This window comes from Veillonella sp. R32, from assembly GCF_010093125.1.
Lineage (GTDB): Bacteria > Bacillota > Negativicutes > Veillonellales > Veillonellaceae > Veillonella_A.
The window spans coordinates 84,292-102,987 of the sequence record NZ_NMZQ01000021.1; the positions used below are offsets into that span (position 1 = coordinate 84,292).

Consider the following 18,696-nt stretch of genomic DNA (forward strand, 5'->3'; position numbering starts at 1 on the left):
TTATAGAGAGATTTTTAGGTTAATTTTATAGCTTTACATTTGGTATAGGTTTTGCTATAGTAAAGTTGCTAGATGGGTGGAGCTGAGTATCCGGTGAAGAAACCCTATCACTAGAGGGCCGTCGGCGATACTGCGACAGGCAGCCTTTGATGAATAAGATAAAGCTGAATAAAAAAGGTTGTAACTTCTATGTACGTGCATAGTTGTTACAACCTTTTTTGTTATATTTTGTCCTAACGTATCTTTTGCCTTAGTACCAAATGTAGCGAATCAATACGATGATAGCTAGTGGGTACATAATCCAATGTACTTCTTTAGTGCGACCAGCGATAATTTTAAGAAGTGGATACATGATAAGGCCTGCAGCCACACCATTAGCAATGCTGTAAGTGAAAGGCATTAAGGCGATAACCATGAAAGATGGGAAGGCTTCGGTCCAATCGGAGAAATCGATGTCACGAATTGGTTCCATCATAAGGGCGCCTACTAAGATTAAAATAGGAGCCGTCGCACAGTTTGGTACGAGGGTAATAAGTGGTGCAAAGAGCAAGGCTAAAAGGAATAGTACGCCACAGGTAACCGCTGTTAAGCCAGTACGACCACCGGCACCAACACCAGCCGCACTTTCTACGAAGGCTGTAATGGTGCTAGCCCCCAGTAAAGCACCAAAGCTAACGCCTACAGCATCAACGGTCATAGCTTTGCCAAGACCAGGGAATTTACCTTCTTTTGGATTGGCAATACCCGCTTTAGTGGCGGTGCCAATGAGGGTGCCCATAGAGTCAAACAATTCTACGAAGGTGAAGGAGAAGATAATCGTTACAAGACCAAGGTGCATAGCACTGGCAATATCGAGTTCAAAGAACGCTGCTTTGCTGAAATCAGGAATGGCCATAATGGAGAAGTTTTCAGGGAGCTGAGCATTACCGGTAGCGTAAGCTAAGATACTAGTCACTACAGCGCCGATAATGAAAGAGCCTTGTACATTGCGAGCCATTAATAGAGCCGTAAAAATTAGACCAAAGAGGGCTAAGGCTACTTGCGGATCCATAAGATTACCCAAAGTAAGAATCGTTTCAGAAGAACCTGGCGTGGAATGACCTTGGGTAGCTACGACTTGGGCTAAACTATCAGGGGATAGCGACAAGGTTACGGTCATAAGGCCAGATAGTTTCAAGCCAATAATGGTAATGAAAAGGCCGATACCTACGGTAATGGCAATTTTCATAGCCGCTGGAATCCCTTCCACAATATGTTGCCGTACGGTCGTGAGGGTTAGAAAAAGGAAGACTAGGCCTGAAATGAAGACGGCCCCTAAAGCGGTTTGCCAAGCGATGCCCATGCCTAGTACAACAGTAAAGGTGTAAAAGGCGAGAAGCCCTACGCCAGGAGCTAAGCAGATTGGATAGTTAACGAGTACGCCCATCGCGATGGTTACGAGACCGCCCCCTAATGCGGTGGCGATAAGTACTGCATCTTTATCCATGCCGGCGATGCTTAGTAGATTGGGCGCTAGAAATAGGATATACGCCATGGTGATAAAGGTGGTTAAACCGGCGATAATTTCACCTTTCACCGTAGTGTTGCGTTCTTTAAGCGCAAACAGTTTTTCTAACATAATAACCTCCTAATAGATGGTATAGAAATAAATTCAACATTATTGTATCATGCTCGGTAGGAAATGTGGAGCGGATTTTTAATTCCCCTCTATGATAGGGGAAAATACTATGTTATAATGAATTTAGTAATTCCTACTGTGAAAGAGGTATATGAGAGATGAAAATATCAACTAAGGGTCGTTATGCTTTACGCGTATTAGTTGACCTAGCAGAAAATGGTAAAAAGAAAAATGTTTCAATCCGTGAGATTGCTGAACGTCAGCGTATTTCCGATAAATATTTAGAAGGTATTGTGGCACGTTTGAGTGCAGCTGGCTATGTAAAGAGTGTTCGCGGTAAATATGGTGGCTATCGTTTAGCAAAAGAGCCTAAAGAGTATACGGTGTATGATATTTTGCGCGCTGCTGAAGATTCCATCGCCTTAGTCGCTTGTTTAGAGGATGAAGTCAATCAATGTCCACGTAGCAAGACCTGTATGACGTTGCCTTTGTGGGAACATATGCAAGCTCAATTTAAAGAGTATATGGAAAAGTTGACCTTACAAGATGTACTGGATAAGAAATTTGATGTGCCAGCCGATGATGAGGAGGTAGCCGATGAAGTGCTGACCGATGAAACGTCGTCTGAAACGAAGAAAGATACATCTACTAAGACAGATACGGTCGCCCATGCATCTGTATAGTATAGGAATACTATGAGTAAACGCACCTTTGAGGAATACTTAAAGGGCGTTTTTCTTTACCTAATTAACATTTCAAGGTCATTCGCTTGACAGTGCTAGTATAGTTGTATAGAATTATATTGTAAGCTAATTAATTGAGATGAGGAGATAACCTTGATAGAAAAAAATATAGATGAATTGGCCCTAAAAAATCAATTGTGCTTTCCTTTATATGCCTGTGCCAAAGAGATTGTCCGAGCCTATCAACCCTTGTTAGAACCATTGAATTTAACCTATACACAGTATATTGTCATGATGGTGCTTTGGGAACATAGTCATTTGAATGTGAAATCCTTAGGAGAGTATTTATACTTAGATTCAGGCACGTTGACACCGTTACTACGTAAAATGGAAGCCAAGGGCTTTTTAACACGAACCCGTTCTAAAGAGGATGAACGGACGGTTATTATTTCCATTACCGAGGAAGGCCGTGCTTTACAACAACGTGTAGCCCATGTGCCACAAGCTATGGCGAAGGTGGTAGATTTAACACAAGACGAGTTTGAAACGATGTATCGCTTGTTGTATAAGATGATTGCCCAACTTACCGGGCGTGAACAAAAAATATAAAGTGTATTGTAGCTCCGTAAGCTCCTTGGATGTAGTTCAAGGGGCTTTTGCGTGCTTTATTAGGAATATAAGAAAGAAGGAATCCTATGACAGAAGTGAATGGCGGTATGCGTAATGTTTGGATTTTAACCGTTTGTATGACAGGCTTATCCATATGCTACACGATGCTTGTTCCTTTTTTACCAGTGTATTTACTGGAATTAGGGGTGGGGCATGATCGGGTGGCCTTGTGGTCAGGGGTAGTATTTTCTATTACCTTTTTCGTGGCCGGTATTATGGCTCCTATTTGGGGACGTATGGCGGATACGAAAGGTAAGAAAATTATGGCTATTCGTGCTGGTATTTTTATCGGTATTGCTTATATATTAACTGGCTTTGTACAGGATGCATGGCAGTTGTTAGCCACGCGGGCGCTCATGGGCTTTGCCAATGGGTTTATGCCAGCTGCTATGACCATGGTATCTCTAAGCGTGGCCAAAGAAAAAACGGGGACGGCGCTGGGGATTTTTCAGACTGGCCTTATAGTGGGGAACGTTATTGGCCCTTCCTTAGGGGGGCTTATTGAAGCGGCGGTGGGCATGCGGCCTGTTTTCTTTATTGCTGGTATCGTTTTATTTATAGCCAGCGCTGTAGTATTCTTTTTTGTAAAAGAACCAAAAGTAACTGAGGCAGCCACCGTGACGACTAGTTCATTCCGTGAGGATTGGCAGTTCGTGAAACAACGTAAAGTATTAACTGACCTATTATGGTTATTCTTTATTATGCAGTCCGCTATTTTGATGTTGCAACCAATTCTTGCTCTCTATGTAGGACAGTTACAGGGCACTATGGAAGGGGCTGCTTTATTGTCCGGTATGATTTTAAGTATTGGTGGCTTAGCGGGCGCTGTGACCACTAACTTATGGGCTGCTTTTGGGCAACGAAAGGGTTATTTTAAAGCAGTTTGTTATGCTCTTTGTGGTACTGGTTTATTCTTGTTCTTGCAAAGTATGCCACTGGGGATTACCTGGTTTGGCAGTTTACAAATTTTAGTAGGCTGTTTTATTGTTGGTGTAAATCCCTTGTTGAGTGCGGCTGTAGCGCATTATACAGAACCTGCTTTTCGAGGCCGTGTTTTTGGTATGACGACGACGGCTAATCAATTTGGTTCGATGGTAGGTCCTTTATTTGCTAGTGGTGTTACCACTTTGTTGGGGATTCAATATGTATTTCTAGTAACCGGTGCGTTGTTGATGTTTGTAGCGTATCAGGTGTATCATCGTCGGGTAAAATCGGCGGATGCATTTTAGATTAAGTTGAATATTAGGATTAGCAAACGTTTTTATATTATGTATGATTCTGATTTGTATTGCGTGTGATTCTGATTTATATTACATGTGATTCTGGCTTTTATCCTAGGCTTATAGTATGATATACTATATTCATATCTATCTATGTAAAAGATGTTTATGGTATATTCGCATAGTAGTGCATTATATTGAGATGAGAGAGATTTATAGGAAAGTGAGGGTTTATTATGAATGTACAAACTGTATATGGTGATAAACGAACTATTTATGTAGCTGGTGGCTGTTTTTGGGGCGTAGAAGGCTATTTTAAGCGGGTAAAAGGCATTGTAGCGACGGAAGTAGGCTATGCTAATGGTAAGACGGAAGCACCTACTTATGAGCAAGTATGCAAAGAAAATACGGGCCATGCAGAAACCGTTAAATTAGATTACGATCGTCATATTATTTCGTTAGAAGAAATCTTGCTTCACTTATTGCGAATTGTAGATCCTTATTCCGTTAATAAGCAAGGTGGCGATGTGGGGGTACAATACCGCACAGGCATTTACTATACGGATGAAGCGGATAAAGCTAAGGTAGAGCGTCTATTTAAGTATGTAGATCCAGAAGGTAAATTTGCTATTGAAGTGAAACCGTTGGAACAATTCTTTGATGCCGAAACCTATCATCAAGATTATTTAGATAAAAATCCAGATGGCTACTGCCATGTGTCATTGCATAAAGCGGAGGAGCCACTTGTAGGCTTGCCTGCGTATGTAAAAGAAGATGCGGCGGCGTTAAAGGCTCGAATTGGTGAAGAAGCGTATGCTATTACGCAAGAAAGTGATACAGAAGCACCATTTACTGGTGAATATGATGACCATTTTGAACGGGGCATTTATGTAGATATTGTGAGTGGGGAACCGCTATTTATGTCAGCTCATAAATATAACTCCGGTTGTGGTTGGCCTGCGTTTTCACGCCCCATTGTAGCCAATGCAGTGGATTATAAAGAGGATGATTCTATTATAGGCCGTCCTCGTGTGGAAGTGCGCAGTGCTCATGGTGATTCCCATTTAGGTCATGTTTTTACCGATGGTAAAGCCGAATTAGGTGGCTTACGGTATTGCATCAATAGTAAATCCTTGCGCTTCATTAAAGCGGACGATATGGTAGTGGAAGGGTATGGTGCGTGGTTACCAATTTTGGAAGCGGAAGAAGTAGAACAGAATAAATAAAGAACTTGTGATTACAAAGAACTGTACCTAAGAGACTGGATAAAGTCTTAGGGTTACAGTTCTTTTTGTTTATTAATAAGCAATCAAAATTACTATAATTATGATAATTTACCGTGAATACTTTTACAATGAATACAAAATACTTGTACACTCTATATTGAAAATTATCTATTTAAGGAGTATACTTAGTATATAGAAAAAAATAGATATTATAGAAATGATATGTATGGCTTTCTAATTAGTGTGACATATTGATTAGCATATCGTAAGTATGATAATGGATAATTACAATGCCCATCGCAAGATGCTGATAGTAGCACTTGCTCAATTACAAGGAGGAATGAATATGTCTTTAAATTTAAAAGAACAATACGGTTTATTTATTAATAATAAATGGGTGCCAGCTAGTGATGGTGGCACATATGAAGTACATAGCCCAGCGAATGGCCAGCTATTGGCTAAAGCCGCTGAAGCTACCAAAGAAGATGTGGATGCAGCGGTAGTGGCCGCAACGAAAGCGTTTGAAACTTGGAAAAAAACAAGCCCTCAGGAACGTTCTGAATATTTACTTAAAATTGCGGATGCTTTAGAAGCGCAGGCTGAACATTTTGCAATGGTTGAATCCTATGACAATGGTAAGCCAATTCGTGAAACCCGTGCTGTTGATGTACCTTTTGCTATTGACCACTTCCGCTATTTCGCTGGTGCTATTCGTGCTGAAGAAGGGTCTGCGACTATGCTGGATGAAAACACCTTATCGCTCATTTTAAATGAACCAATTGGCGTAGTAGGTCAGGTTATTCCTTGGAACTTCCCATTCTTGATGGCGGCTTGGAAGATTGCGCCTGCCTTAGCGGCTGGTTGTACCATTGTTATTAAACCATCCAATCACACCTCGCTTAGCTTGTTAGAATTTGCTAATATTTTTCAACAGATTTTACCACCAGGGGTTGTGAATATTATTACTGGTAAAGGTTCTCGTTCTGGTCAATACATTCTTGATCATCCTGGGTTCAACAAATTAGCCTTTACTGGCTCTACTGAAGTAGGCCTTAATGTATATAAAGCGGCGTCGGAACGTTTGATTCCAGCAACGCTTGAATTAGGTGGTAAGTCAGCGAATATCTTCTTTGAAGATGCTAAATGGGATATGGCCTTAGATGGGGCTATGCTTGGTATTTTATTCAACCAAGGGCAAGTATGTTGTGCTGGTTCCCGTATCTTCGTACAGGATACGATTTATGATAAATTTGTAGCTGATTTAGCTAAATTATTTGATAAAGTTAAAGTGGGGATGCCTTGGGACGATACCACGGAATTAGGCGCTCAGATTTATGAAGCTCAGACTGAAAAGATTCTTGAATATGTAGAAATTGCTAAACAAGAAGGGGCTCGTATTGCCGCTGGTGGTGTACGCGTAACCGACGGCGAATTTGGTAAAGGGTGCTTCGTTCGTCCAACATTAATCGTAGATGCTACGAATGATATGCGTGTAGCTCGTGAAGAAATTTTCGGACCAGTAGCCGTAGTTATTAAATTCCATAGCGAAGACGAAGTTATTAAAATGGCTAACGATAGCATTTATGGCCTTGGTGGTGGTGTATGGACTCGCGATATTAATCGTGCAGTTCGTGTAGCGCGCGCTATTGAAACCGGTCGTATGTGGGTTAACTGCTACAATAGCATTCCAGCAGGCGCTCCATTTGGTGGCTATAAACAGTCTGGTATTGGCCGTGAAACCCATAAAGTTATCCTAGACCATTACAGCCAGAAGAAGAGCATTTTAGTTAATATTGGTGAAATCCCATCTGGTCTATATAATTTAGATGTAAAATAATTTATAGATTTGATAACTAGATAAGTCAATAACTAGATAAGTCGACAATTAGACAATTAAGCAATTGAACAATTAGACAATTAGACAATTAGATAATTAGATAATTAGACAGTACGTCTTTATATTAACAAAGGACCGGACTGAGGTACATAAGGTGCAGCTCAGTTCGGTCCTTTTGGTTTTGCGAGTTAGGTTTTTGTTAGCTATAGTTTTAGTTAGGGCGAGTTAGGCGTTAGCTGTGATTTTAAACGCCTTTGGCATCAGGATCCCATATAAATTTATGAATTTGTAATTGTAAACGTACCTGTTGTAAGTGATTGGTGAGGAGATAGTCTACAATTTCCTTAGGGTCAATTTTACCAAATACAGGGGAGACAAAGATATGTCCTTTCGGCTGTTTTGTCGTAATGATTTCTTTCATCTTTTGTAAATCACTATAGGAGCTGACTACAAATTTGAGTACATCTTTGTCTGTTAAAGCTTCGCAAAGTTTTGGTTGCATATGCTCTTCAGCGGCTGAATCAGGACATTTGTAATCAAAGGTGTAGAAGACATTGTCACGTTGAAAAGGGGGCAAAATACTCCCATTAGTTTCAATGTTAAATTCATAAGGCCCATAGGGGGTAGGGCGGGCACTTAGTATATCAATGAGTGTTTCTACGTCTTTGGCTTGTAAAAGCGGTTCGCCACCAGTAATGGTGATATAGCGATTGCCTAAGGCTTCTAAGGCATCGGCCATTTCTGCTACGGTATGCGTTTCAAAAACGGCATCCTCACCATAGCTGTAGAGGGTATCGCAATAGACACAGCGCAAATTGCAGTCGTAAAGCCGTAAAAAGGAGCAAGGGAATCCTTGGCGGGTTCCTTCCCCCTCGATAGAGCTAAAAAGCTCAATCACGTTCATAAATAGCCACGTTCCCTTCTGATTCTTGAACGACTACTTTGAAACATTTTTCGCCTAATTCGTCGGCAATCCACTTGGCCATATTTTCAGCAGTAGGATTAATATCGCCCATAATATCATTTACATGTTTATGATCGAGGCGACCGTGAATGGCTTCTTTAATGTGACCAAAGTCAATAACCATACCATTTTCATCTAGCTCAGCACTGCGAGCATAGATATGAACAATCCAGTTATGGCCGTGTAAGTTTTGACATTTGCTTTTGTAGGTTAATTTTAATTGGTGCGACGCACTAATTTCTAATTTTTTTACAACAGTAAACATGAAATCCTCTCTTTAATACTTATATTTTTAAAGTTTTAATACGTTCAATGGCGCGTAAGGTATTTTCACGACTACCAAAGGAAGTAAGACGTAAATACCCTTCCCCACAAGGACCAAAGCCAGCACCTGGGGTGCTAACAATGTGTACTTTTTCTAAGAGCAAGTCGAAAAATTCCCAGCTCGTCATGCCGGTTGGTACTTTGAGCCAAATGTAAGGTGCATCGACGCCCCCAAATACTGTCAAACCAATGGCTTCAAGACCTTCACGAATGATGCGTGCATTTTCTTTATAGTAGGCAATGGCTTCACGTGTTTGCTGATAACCTGCTTTGGAATAGACAGCTTCAGCAGCGCGTTGAATGATGTAAGGTACACCATTGAATTTCGTGCATTGACGACGATTCCAAAGTGGATTTAAGGCTTGTTTTTCGCCAGTTGTGGTGTTAATAAGTAAATTTTTAGGTACTACAGTATAGGCACAGCGCGTACCAGTAAAGCCGGCAGTTTTAGAGAAAGAACGAAATTCGATAGCGACTTCGCGAGCCCCTTCGATTTCGTAGATACTATGTACTGTATCTTCACTGCTAATAAAGGCTTCATAGGCAGAGTCAAACATGAGTACTGTATCATTAGCCTTACACCAATCTACCCATTCTTTAAGACGTTTACGGCTTAAAACGGTGCCAGTTGGGTTATTAGGGCAGCAAAGATAGACGATGTCTACACGTTTTTCAGGAAACGCAGGGGAGAAATTATTTTCTGCATTCGTTGGCAAGTAGACAATGTTTTCAAATTTACCGTCTACAAAGTGACCAGAACGGCCACCCATTACATTACTATCTAAATATACTGGATATACAGGGTCGGTAATGGCTACAGTATTATGGGCGCTGAAAAGCTCTTGAATGTTGCCTACGTCAGATTTAGCCCCGTCAGAGATGAATACTTCGTCAATGGAAAGATCAATACCTAGGGGTTTGTAATCGTGGTCGACTACTGCTTGACGTAAAAACTCATAGCCTTGTTCGGGACCGTAACCACGGAAGGTATCGGCGTGGCCCATTTCGTCCACCGCTTTGTGCATGGCTTCAATAACAGCCGGTGCTAATGGTTGGGTCACATCACCAATGCCAAGGCGAATAATATCGGCATCAGGATGTTTTGCCTGAAATTCAGCTACTTTGCGGGCAATATTAGCGAATAAATAGGAACTTTGTAGATTGGCATAATTTTCATTAACTAAAGCCATAAGGGAACCTCCTTAACATACTAGAAACATATATAAATACTATATTACAGAGGTTTTACGTACTACATTAGTAAGTGGGTTAGTGAATAGAAAACTATATAATATAGAATAAATTAAATTTATTGTTTTATTTTACTATATTTAAGACCTAAATGGCAATAAATATAGTAAAATAAAGAAAAACAGGAATCCGGGGAGGGATTCCTGTTTTTCTTGTAAGGGGAGTGTTAGTGTTAATCAAATGAAATATTGATTACCTACATCGGCCGAACAGGGAGGGTTCAGTATCGATATAGTTCCCTGTAATCAATGATAGAGGGAATCTGAATGGGGTATCAGAATTACCATTCATTTGATGATATTATAATAAGCTATCAATATGAAAGCAAAATGAACGTTTTGAGAATTTATCGACTTTTTTTGTGAAAATTTTATATTTAAGTTAGTCGACTTGATTTCATGTAAACCTATGTATTTATAGGTGTTTACGTTTATCCTAGAAAGTTAGTGTACTATAGATTTAATTATATGTCCATTAACCCCGTCAATAATTAATTCATAGGTTAAACCAGAGCGGGTAGCTCTGATTTGATAGAACGGATGCTTCTGAAATTCCTGCGGCGGTGTACGGCTAAAATCATTGGCTGGCACCGTTTTATTAGCCTCATTAGTAGGGCTAGTTTGTTTGCCTGTTTCACCATTAGGCACTGGATCCATTAGTGGTGGATTAGTGGCGGATGCTTTATGAGCCATATCATTTTTAGCAGGCACCTTTAATGGTGGTAAGGAGGCTACATTGCCATCTTCTTCATCAGGAATTACCATTTTTTCAGGCCCGTTAGGAGCATGTTGATTGTCCGCATCAGCAGGACGGTTTTTGCGTAACTGCGGTGGTGCTGGTAAATCATCAAAGCTAATGAGGGAAATCTCCTTAAAGGTTAGTTCACTCAAAGGTACGCCCGTGTTGATAGAGGTGAGTTCTTTGATGCGGTCCTCACCAAGTAAGGTTAAATTATTAGCCAGTGCTTGGGCTTTAACCATTTCGGTGCGCGCCGCAATGACTTTGGCGTGTTCTTCGGCTTTGATATAATCGTGAATCCCATATACTAAAGCTCCAACGATACAGATTGCAATAAAGAGTGAAAGGATACGACGTAAACGTCGCGTTGGCGGTTCTGTATCATTCGTTTCAACGGAAACGGGTTGTAATAAATGTTTCATGGTAAATCCTTTCCAGAGGCCTCAACGGTCGTTGTAGGAAATTCCAAAATAAAGCTCGTTGACACATGAGGTTCACTTGTTGCATAGGCTTTGGCATGATGTAACTTTATGATGTTTTGTACAAAATAAAGTCCTAAGCCAAGTCCTTGATTGGCCTTTTTAGTGCGGGCCTGGTCAACTTGATATAAACGATCCCAAATTTTAGCTAAGTCTTCCTGACTAATGCCAGCCCCATTATCGCTTACGGTAATGCGAATGGCTTCATCAACTTTGGCTAATTGGATGGTAATCGTATCTTTGGTAAACTTAATGGCATTGTCCACTAAATTACCTACAGCACGTTTCAAAAATGGAAGATTACCGGTTATGGATAGATTTGGTTCTAGCGTAGCTTGTAAGGTAATTTGTTTCTCCTTACAAATACGCTGATAGCTATCTACCACTTCTTGCATCATATGGCTTAAATCAAGCGGATCTTTTTTGATATTGGCCATATTATCAAGCCGGGCAATATCGAGTAATTGAGTGACCATGGCGGTCATGAAACGGCTTTGTTGAAAAATATGTTCAAAGCTTTCTTTCGCTTCGTCAATATTATCGATATAGGCACGACCATAATCGCTTTCCGCTTGGATAACGGCAATTGGGGTACGTAATTCGTGAGATACATCAGAACTGAATTGCTTTTCACGAAGTGACGAATTTTCTAGACTATCTAGCATGCTATTAAAGGTTTGGGATAACGAAGAAATTTCGTCATGACTATCAACTAGTTGTTCTATACGTTGTGATAAGTCGCGCTTTTGACCGATAGTAGCAGCCGTTTGGGTCATATTACGAATAGGCCGTAACCCTCGTTTTATAATCCAATAACCACCACTGGTACCAATGACGAGGAAAATGACGCCCCCTAAGATTAAGGACCATAACATAATGTTGGCAGCTCGGCTAGCTGTAGTAGCTGGTAGCACACCACGGACCCAGCCATGGAAAGCTGGATCAGCTACGGGCGCATCATAGTAATAGAAGGTAGAATTTTTTACCGTTATCTCTGTGATATGATGGGGCGAAAGCATACTTTCTGGTGGGAAACCATCAGGAATGGCCCCTTTAATAGCTACCCCATTATCCATGTACAGCACAGTAAAAACACCTTCTTGGAAGGGGCGAAAACGAGTTAAATTATCGGCTGTATTAATGACCCGTGATTGTAAGGTACTGCGCATTTCAGAGTCTTCCCATAATTGTGTGAATTGCAAAATGAAAACAGACAGCATGAGTAGCATGAGCAATAGGAAAATTGAGTACCAACCAGTAATTTTTAAGGTAATGGGTAAACGGTTAAAGGGATTGCTCCAATGTCCATTTTCATTGCGTGCAAAGAGGGAACGAAACCACTGCAAACAGTGGCTTAGATTCTGTAGTTTGGGTGATTTATTCTTCCACTTTAAATACATAGCCAACACCTCGTACGGTATGAATTAGTTTTGCTTCGTCGGCTACATCAAGTTTCTTACGTAAATCCTTAATATATACATCTATTAGATTAGAATAACTTTCATAGTCGTATTCCCAAACGTGATCAAGAATCTGTTGACGGGATAATACGATGTTTACATTGCTAGCTAAATAATACAATAAGTCGAATTCTTTGGCTGTTAATACCAATTCATGGCCATGTAAGGTCGCTGTACGACTTTGGCTGTTGATTGTTAATGGGCCGGCTTCGAGGTCATTGTGGGCATGATTATAACTACGACGAGATAAGGCGTAGATACGAGCGATTAATTCTTCAAATTCAAAAGGCTTTACTAAATAGTCATCGCCACCGTGATTAAGGCCTTTAACTTTGTCTTGAAGAGCATCTTTCGCAGTTAAGAATAAAACGGGTGTTTTATTGCCTTCTTGACGTAAATGTTGTACTACGGTAAAACCGTCCATTTTAGGAATCATTACGTCCATAACAACTACGTCGTAACTAGAGGTATTAATGTGGTCTAGCGCTGTTTCACCATCAAAACAGCAATCCACTGTCATGGATTCCACACGGAGACGCTTAGCAATAATATTATTTAACATTTCTTCGTCTTCAACTAGTAAAACTTTCATACGATCACTCCTGTCTTACAGAAATAAGCCTGTTTCACACCCGCTTAGGGAAAGTAACAGACTATATCAAACTACAAATATATTGGATGCTCTTCGTAATTAATTATAACAATTAATTAATAGCAATTTTATGCGCTCAGTATAACGTAAGGGAATGAACACCTTATGAAGAGATATCCTTTATGCATTAAATTTATGATAACTTAATTGTGCACCTTTGTGTTTTATGCATAGATTGGACGTTTTTTGGACGTTTGACAAAAATCATAAAAAAAACTGTGATAATGATTTTCGATTAGCTATTCCTTTTTTCTATTTTGAAATATAAAAGAATGGAATACTTGTAAAATGAATGTTGATTTACTGGGAAATGACAGTTGTTCATGGTTTAATTCTACCCTAAACTGAGGGGATTTAACTAATTGATATAAATTATCATTTATTAGGGTTGTTTTCAAGTATGAGTAATTGAGTTTGGACAAAAACCTTCAAAAACCGCTATAATTAAGTAACAAGCTATAGGATTGGTATGCATTAGGTATTGCATACCGTTAATAAGACTGTAGGAAGTAGGTACAAGTTTAGGAGGTTATTATGGAACAGTTTGATGTTCTAGTAATAGGCAGCGGCGGAGCTGGCCAACGAGCAGCTTTAGAAGCAGCTCATCAAGAAGGTTTGCGCGTTGCTCTTATTACCAAAATTTTCCCTAGTCGTTCTGCAACGGCTATGGCTCAGGGCGGTATTAATGGCGTATTAAACAATGTAGCAAAAGAAGACACTATTGAAGATCATATCTTCGATACCGTTAAAGGTAGTGACTATCTTGCTGACCAGGATGCTGTTGAATTCTTTATCAACCGTTGTCCTGAATTAATCAAAGAACTTGATTATTTTGGTGTACCATTCTCCCGTACAAGTGAAAACAAAATTGCACAACGTAACTTCGGTGGTCAAGCATATCCTCGTACATGCTATAGTGCCGATAAAACAGGTCATGTAATTTTGCATACTTTGTATGAACAATGCTTAAAGGAAAATGTACATTTCCTTCAAGATTGGTACTTATTAGACATCGTAAAAACTGACGACGGCGCCGTAGGTGGCGTTGTTGCTTGGAACATGAAAGAAGGCCGTGTAGAAAAAATCGCTACTACTGCATTAGTAATCGCTACTGGCGGTGCTGGCCGTATGTACTGGACACGTACTTCTAACCCTTACCTCTCCACTGGTGACGGCATGGCAGCATGCTTCCGCGCTGGTGTAGCTTTGAAAGACCCTGAAATGGTTCAGTTCCATCCAACTGGTCTTGGTAAGAGCGGTATCTTAATGTCCGAAGCAGTTCGTGGTGAAGGTGGTTACCTCTTAAATAATAAAGGGGAACGTTTTATGAAGGACTATGCGCCTAGTAAAATGGAATTAGCACCTCGTGACGTTGTTGCTAAAGCAATCGAAACTGAAATCGCTGAAGGTCGTGGCTTCGGTACTGGTCTTGATGCGTATGTAGTAGCTGATGTTCGTCACTTACCAAAAGAAGTTATTCTTGAAAAACTTCATGGTATCCGTGACTTGGCTATCACTTTCGAACATGCTGACCCATTAGTTCAACCAATCCCAATTCGTCCAACTTGTCACTATTCCATGGGCGGTATTGATGTAAACGATTATAAAACTTGCGGTACTTGCGTACCAGGTTTATTCGCTGCTGGCGAAGCTGCTTGCGTATCCATTCACGGTGCTAACCGTCTTGGTGGTAACTCCTTAGCAGACGCTGTTGTATTCGGTAAAGTAGCTGGTGAAGGCGCTGTAGACTATGTTAAAAACAACGCAGCTAAAGATGCTACTAAAGCTCTTAATGATGCAGCTAATAGCTGGGAACAGAAATTCCGCGAAGTAACTGGTCGTACAACAGGTCGTCCTATTGCTGAAATTCGTGATGAAATGGCTCTTTCCATGTGGAATAACGTAGGTATTTTCCGCGAAGAAAAGAAAATGGAATTAGAATTAGAAACTTTGAATCGTTTGATTGAAGAATATAAAACTTGCTACGTTGGAGATACTAACCGTACGTTCAATATGGCTTTCGTAAACTACATTGAAGTAGGTAGCTTGTTGACAGTTGCTAAAGCTGTTACCTTAGGCGCTCTTCGTCGTAAAGAAAGTCGTGGTAGTCACCTTCGTGAAGACTTCGCGAAACGTGATGATGCTAACTTCTTAAATCACACTATTATCAAACTTAAAGAAGATGGCGAATACGAAGTGGGGCAGAGTGAAGTTGTAATCACTCGCTTCGAACCAAAAGAAAGGACGTACTAAGATGAGACAGATTACTTATAATATCCATCGTTATAATGAAGGTCGCTCCTATGTACAGACCTATTCCTTTGACTATGAACCAGATCGTACAATCCTTTGGGGCCTTCAAAAAATTAAAGATACTATCGATCCAACCTTAACATTCATCGCTGCTTGCCGTAGTGCTGTTTGTGGTGCTTGCTCCATCAAAGTTAATGGTCAAGCTATGCTTGGTTGTGAAAGTAAAATCGACGATATTACAGAACGTTTTGGTAGCGATACTATTGAAATCGCACCAATCGGTAACTTCGACGTAATCCGTGACCTTGCTGTTGACTGGGAAGCTAAAGTTAACCGTCTTAAAACAGTGGCTCCATGGATTTTCATGAAACCTGAATTCAATCGTGATATGGGTTCTCGTCAGACTCCAGAAGATTTCAAAAAATTTGTTACTAACACAGAATGTATCCTTTGTGGTTGCTGTGCTTCTGAATGTAACAAATTGTCTGCAAATCGTGAAGACTTCTTGGATCCATATGTTTACACAAAAGCAAATCGTTTTGTTCAAGATTCCCGTGATGCAGCTCCAATGGCTCACGTTAATCCTGCTTTTGAAAATGGTCTTTGGAAATGCGTTCATTGCATGAACTGTATCTCCCGTTGTCCAAAACATTTAAAACCAGCTAAAGATATTTCTGAACTTCGTGCTGTAGCTACTAAAGCTGGCTTAAGCAATAAAGGTACTCGACATGCTCTTGCATTCCGCGATGATCTTATCAAAACTGGCCGCTTAAACGAAGTAACAATGAGTCTTAAAACAGATGGTCTTGTAGATTCCGCTAAACAAGGTCTCTACGCTATGCGTCTCTGGGCACATGGTAAGATTAATCCTCTTGAACTTGTAGTTCCACATAAACCTGTTCAAGGTATTAAGGATGTGCGCACCATTGTTAAAGCAGCAGAGGAGGCAGAAAGATAATGAAATACGCATTTTTCCCTGGTTGTGTACTTGAAGGTGCCGCCAAAGAAGATTTTATCGCCACTGTTGCGGTTGCTAAAAAATTAGGCATTCAAATTGAAGAATTAGAAGGTTGGACTTGCTGTGGTGCATCCCATGTTCAAGATATCGACCCATTAGGCGTTCTTGCTACGAATGCTCGTAATATTGCTTTAGCTGAAGCACAAGGCGTTCAGTTAATGACAGTTTGTAACACTTGTACGTTGATGCTTCGTGAAGCTAAAAACGAACTTGATCGTGACGAAACTCAACGCGCTCGCGTTAACAATATTTTAGGTCAAGCTGGCTTAAAATATAAAGGTACTAGCGATGTAACTCATTTCTTATGGGTATTAATTCGCGACTATGGTTTGAACAACCTTAAAGCTAAAGTTGTTAAACCTTTAAGCGGTCTTCGCGTAGCTGAATATTATGGTTGTCATCTTCTTCGCCCAGCTGAAGAAACTGGTTTTGAAGACTTCCAGATTCCAACTAGCTTGGCTGATGTAATCAAAGCTATTGGCGCTACTCCAATCGATTTTTCTCGTAAACTTGATTGCTGTGGTTTCCATGCTGTATATCCAGCTCATGATTCCGTAATGAAAATGACTGGTTCTATCAATGCTGATGCCGCTAAAGAAGGGGCTGACTGTGTAGTAACACCTTGCCCACTTTGCCAAATGCAGCTTGATATGTTCCAAAAAGAAGCAAAACAATATGTTGCAAACGACAAAGATATGCCTATCATTCATATGAGCCAATTAATCGGCTTAGCATTAGGCATTAGCCCTGCTGAACTTGGCATGACTAAACGTCATATGACTAGCACAGCTGCTTTGAACCGTTTTGTAGGTGCATAATTGCATAAGTTTAGGTAATACAGGCCTTCATTAGATAGCTTGTACCTATAGAAAACCCCTGCTCATCGTTGGTGAGCAGGGGTTTTGTTATATTCTAAAAGCCTAAGTCTTCGTTGATGATGATAATTTCCGGGTTATAGGACAAAACGTGTTGGTTTTTAATCCCAATAAGTAGGAAACTCTGTGCTCCGATGAAGTTCATTCCATGCAAGCCCATCTCCCCATTGAGGAATAGAATAATCTACTTTCTCCCTTTCGTTAAATCGTTGGTAGATCAGAGAAATAGATTCATCTGTCGGCATAACTTTTAATATTTCAGATATAGAAAGCGGTCTAGGTGAGTGCATATAGCACCACCAATAGACCGCTTTTAATCGTCTCTCGAGAGATAATCCTCTATGTGCTCTTAACATATCTCTTAATTGTGCATTCACCCCACCTTCTATACGGTTATTAGTATTAGGCACTGAAATATCTGCTATCTCAATAAATGTAAATAAGGTATGCTGTTTAACAAGCTTTAATAAGGAGTTCTCAGCTTTTAACAAACGCTCATGAGTAGCACGTTTATTACCATATTCATCTGTAGTCATTTCTTGCAGAAATGTGTTATAGAGGATCCGCCAATTTCTTAATTCATTTATCCATGCACAGGCAGCTTCAGGTGTTTTTACTTTAAATAAATTACGTGCGATCGATAATAAATCTCTCCCTGCCATTGTCTTAGGGGCATTTGTTATATATCTTCTAACTTGGCAAAAAGCATGAAATAAACATCTCTGATGGCTTGCCAAAGGCCATACATACTTAAGTGCTTTAGTAAACCCTGTACCACCATCAGATATAACTACTTTGGGTTCAGCAATTCGTTTCATTAAGTTACTCCAAGCCCTAAAGTTCTCAGTTCTACACACATACCAGCCTAATACATGTGTATTATCGCAACAAATCAAAACGCATAGATTCCTTGAAAGGTAAATACCATCAACGTATACAACATCTCTAGACACATCAATCTTTGGCGGAAGTGGCCAAAGGTTCCAAAATCGCTTTGTCGTTCGTCTAAACGTACGCCCTTGACCTGGCATATCTTTTTGAGTTTTTTTACTGAATAACCAATTTAAAAAACTTTGAAATATCTTTGTAGCATCATTATAAACATTAGTAAAAGAAAGATGGCAGACTTTACAAAACCATCTCTGTACACCAGCTCTTGTTTTTCCATACTTCATAACTTTCCGACTGCAGGTTGGACATTTTACGCTTTTCATGGACAATCCTCCTAAAAAATTTATTCTTAGGAATATAAAAACCTATTTATCTTAGAAATTGCAAGACTTTATCCATGTTTTTACCAACACATTTTGTCCAACCTTTAAATATTATGTGTAAATTTAAAACAGCTATAACACCAGATAATTACTGATATTATAGCTGTTTTTGCCAACACGTTTTGTCCTATAACCCTATATTTATATAAGAGAAA

15 protein-coding genes and 1 pseudogene are annotated in these 18,696 nt (G+C 40.0%); 8 read left to right on the top strand and 8 right to left on the bottom strand.

Translation table 11 applies throughout. The features are described from left to right. Positions 1-250 precede the first annotated feature (250 nt). On the bottom strand, positions 251-1,618 hold the full coding sequence (locus VER_RS05215) for an NCS2 family permease (RefSeq protein WP_162099819.1): 1,368 nt from the start codon (positions 1,616-1,618) through the stop codon (positions 251-253). A 158-nt stretch (positions 1,619-1,776) separates the two neighbouring features. Here VER_RS05215 and VER_RS05220 point away from each other — a divergent pair. The 5 genes and pseudogenes from VER_RS05220 to VER_RS05240 form a co-directional block, all read left to right on the top strand. After that, a pseudogene (locus VER_RS05220) lies at positions 1,777-2,169 on the top strand (Rrf2 family transcriptional regulator); the annotation flags it as partial. Between the two features lie 285 nt (positions 2,170-2,454). Then, entirely contained in the window at positions 2,455-2,910 is a 456-nt protein-coding gene (locus tag VER_RS05225) for a MarR family winged helix-turn-helix transcriptional regulator (protein WP_162099821.1), read from the top strand. A gap of 86 nt (positions 2,911-2,996) precedes the next feature. After that, complete coding sequence (locus tag VER_RS05230; protein ID WP_202922133.1) at positions 2,997-4,199, top strand: MFS transporter; 1,203 nt, start codon at positions 2,997-2,999, stop codon at positions 4,197-4,199. 227 nt (positions 4,200-4,426) lie between these two features. After that, complete coding sequence (gene msrA, locus VER_RS05235; RefSeq protein ID WP_162099822.1) at positions 4,427-5,416, top strand: peptide-methionine (S)-S-oxide reductase MsrA; 990 nt, start codon at positions 4,427-4,429, stop codon at positions 5,414-5,416. Between the two features lie 346 nt (positions 5,417-5,762). Beyond that, positions 5,763-7,253 carry an aldehyde dehydrogenase family protein gene (locus VER_RS05240; protein ID WP_162099823.1) on the top strand — a complete coding sequence of 497 codons (1,491 nt, stop codon included), beginning with the start codon at positions 5,763-5,765 and terminating at the stop codon, positions 7,251-7,253. 244 nt (positions 7,254-7,497) lie between these two features. Here VER_RS05240 and VER_RS05245 read toward each other — a convergent pair whose 3' ends face one another. From VER_RS05245 to VER_RS05270, 6 genes are all read right to left on the bottom strand, one after another. Further along, a complete protein-coding gene (locus VER_RS05245; protein WP_162099824.1) occupies positions 7,498-8,157 on the bottom strand; it encodes a radical SAM protein in 660 nt (219 codons plus the stop codon). Then, positions 8,144-8,482 (bottom strand): 6-carboxytetrahydropterin synthase QueD, encoded by a 339-nt coding sequence (queD, locus tag VER_RS05250; RefSeq protein WP_115310671.1) that lies wholly within the window; start codon positions 8,480-8,482, stop codon positions 8,144-8,146. Before queD ends, VER_RS05245 begins: the two co-directional genes overlap by 14 nt. Before the next feature lie 19 nt (positions 8,483-8,501). Then, complete coding sequence (locus VER_RS05255) at positions 8,502-9,731, bottom strand: LL-diaminopimelate aminotransferase (protein WP_162099825.1); 1,230 nt, start codon at positions 9,729-9,731, stop codon at positions 8,502-8,504. Positions 9,732-10,235: 504 nt separating this feature from the next. After that, on the bottom strand, positions 10,236-10,952 hold the full coding sequence (locus VER_RS05260; protein ID WP_162099826.1) for a hypothetical protein: 717 nt from the start codon (positions 10,950-10,952) through the stop codon (positions 10,236-10,238). Beyond that, positions 10,949-12,409: a cell wall metabolism sensor histidine kinase WalK gene (locus VER_RS05265; RefSeq protein WP_162099827.1), complete on the bottom strand. Its 1,461-nt coding sequence runs from the start codon at positions 12,407-12,409 to the stop codon at positions 10,949-10,951. The genes VER_RS05260 and VER_RS05265 overlap by 4 nt, the downstream gene beginning before the upstream one ends. Next, on the bottom strand, positions 12,387-13,061 hold the full coding sequence (locus VER_RS05270) for a response regulator transcription factor (RefSeq protein ID WP_162099828.1): 675 nt from the start codon (positions 13,059-13,061) through the stop codon (positions 12,387-12,389). Before VER_RS05270 ends, VER_RS05265 begins: the two co-directional genes overlap by 23 nt. Positions 13,062-13,655: 594 nt before the next feature. Here VER_RS05270 and VER_RS05275 point away from each other — a divergent pair. From VER_RS05275 to VER_RS05285, 3 genes are read left to right on the top strand one after another with little or no spacing between them, the layout of a single operon-like run. Next, positions 13,656-15,374, top strand: coding sequence for an FAD-binding protein (locus VER_RS05275; protein ID WP_162099829.1), 1,719 nt, complete (start codon positions 13,656-13,658; stop codon positions 15,372-15,374). 1 nt (position 15,375) lies between these two features. Next, positions 15,376-16,332, top strand: coding sequence for a succinate dehydrogenase/fumarate reductase iron-sulfur subunit (locus VER_RS05280; RefSeq protein ID WP_162099830.1), 957 nt, complete (start codon positions 15,376-15,378; stop codon positions 16,330-16,332). After that, positions 16,332-17,210 carry a CoB--CoM heterodisulfide reductase iron-sulfur subunit B family protein gene (locus VER_RS05285; protein WP_162099831.1) on the top strand — a complete coding sequence of 293 codons (879 nt, stop codon included), beginning with the start codon at positions 16,332-16,334 and terminating at the stop codon, positions 17,208-17,210. Before VER_RS05280 ends, VER_RS05285 begins: the two co-directional genes overlap by 1 nt. Before the next feature lie 158 nt (positions 17,211-17,368). Here the strand turns inward: VER_RS05285 and VER_RS05290 are convergent, their stop codons facing one another. Further along, positions 17,369-18,481 carry an IS1249 family transposase gene (locus VER_RS05290; protein WP_162099832.1) on the bottom strand — a complete coding sequence of 371 codons (1,113 nt, stop codon included), beginning with the start codon at positions 18,479-18,481 and terminating at the stop codon, positions 17,369-17,371. Positions 18,482-18,696 lie beyond the last annotated feature (215 nt).

What these genes read in the sequence shown, in the direction of transcription:
- VER_RS05215 (WP_162099819.1), bottom strand. Translation starts at nt 1,618, where the DNA reads ATGTTAGAAAAACTGTTTGCGCTTAAAGAACGCAACACTACGGTGAAA.
- VER_RS05230 (WP_202922133.1), top strand. Translation starts at nt 2,997, where the DNA reads ATGACAGAAGTGAATGGCGGTATGCGTAATGTTTGGATTTTAACCGTT.
- msrA (WP_162099822.1), top strand. Translation starts at nt 4,427, where the DNA reads ATGAATGTACAAACTGTATATGGTGATAAACGAACTATTTATGTAGCT.
- VER_RS05240 (WP_162099823.1), top strand. Translation starts at nt 5,763, where the DNA reads ATGTCTTTAAATTTAAAAGAACAATACGGTTTATTTATTAATAATAAA.
- VER_RS05245 (WP_162099824.1), bottom strand. Translation starts at nt 8,157, where the DNA reads ATGAACGTGATTGAGCTTTTTAGCTCTATCGAGGGGGAAGGAACCCGC.
- queD (WP_115310671.1), bottom strand. Translation starts at nt 8,482, where the DNA reads ATGTTTACTGTTGTAAAAAAATTAGAAATTAGTGCGTCGCACCAATTA.
- VER_RS05255 (WP_162099825.1), bottom strand. Translation starts at nt 9,731, where the DNA reads ATGGCTTTAGTTAATGAAAATTATGCCAATCTACAAAGTTCCTATTTA.
- VER_RS05260 (WP_162099826.1), bottom strand. Translation starts at nt 10,952, where the DNA reads ATGAAACATTTATTACAACCCGTTTCCGTTGAAACGAATGATACAGAA.
- VER_RS05265 (WP_162099827.1), bottom strand. Translation starts at nt 12,409, where the DNA reads ATGTATTTAAAGTGGAAGAATAAATCACCCAAACTACAGAATCTAAGC.
- VER_RS05270 (WP_162099828.1), bottom strand. Translation starts at nt 13,061, where the DNA reads ATGAAAGTTTTACTAGTTGAAGACGAAGAAATGTTAAATAATATTATT.
- VER_RS05275 (WP_162099829.1), top strand. Translation starts at nt 13,656, where the DNA reads ATGGAACAGTTTGATGTTCTAGTAATAGGCAGCGGCGGAGCTGGCCAA.
- VER_RS05280 (WP_162099830.1), top strand. Translation starts at nt 15,376, where the DNA reads ATGAGACAGATTACTTATAATATCCATCGTTATAATGAAGGTCGCTCC.
- VER_RS05285 (WP_162099831.1), top strand. Translation starts at nt 16,332, where the DNA reads ATGAAATACGCATTTTTCCCTGGTTGTGTACTTGAAGGTGCCGCCAAA.
- VER_RS05290 (WP_162099832.1), bottom strand. Translation starts at nt 18,481, where the DNA reads ATGAAAAGCGTAAAATGTCCAACCTGCAGTCGGAAAGTTATGAAGTAT.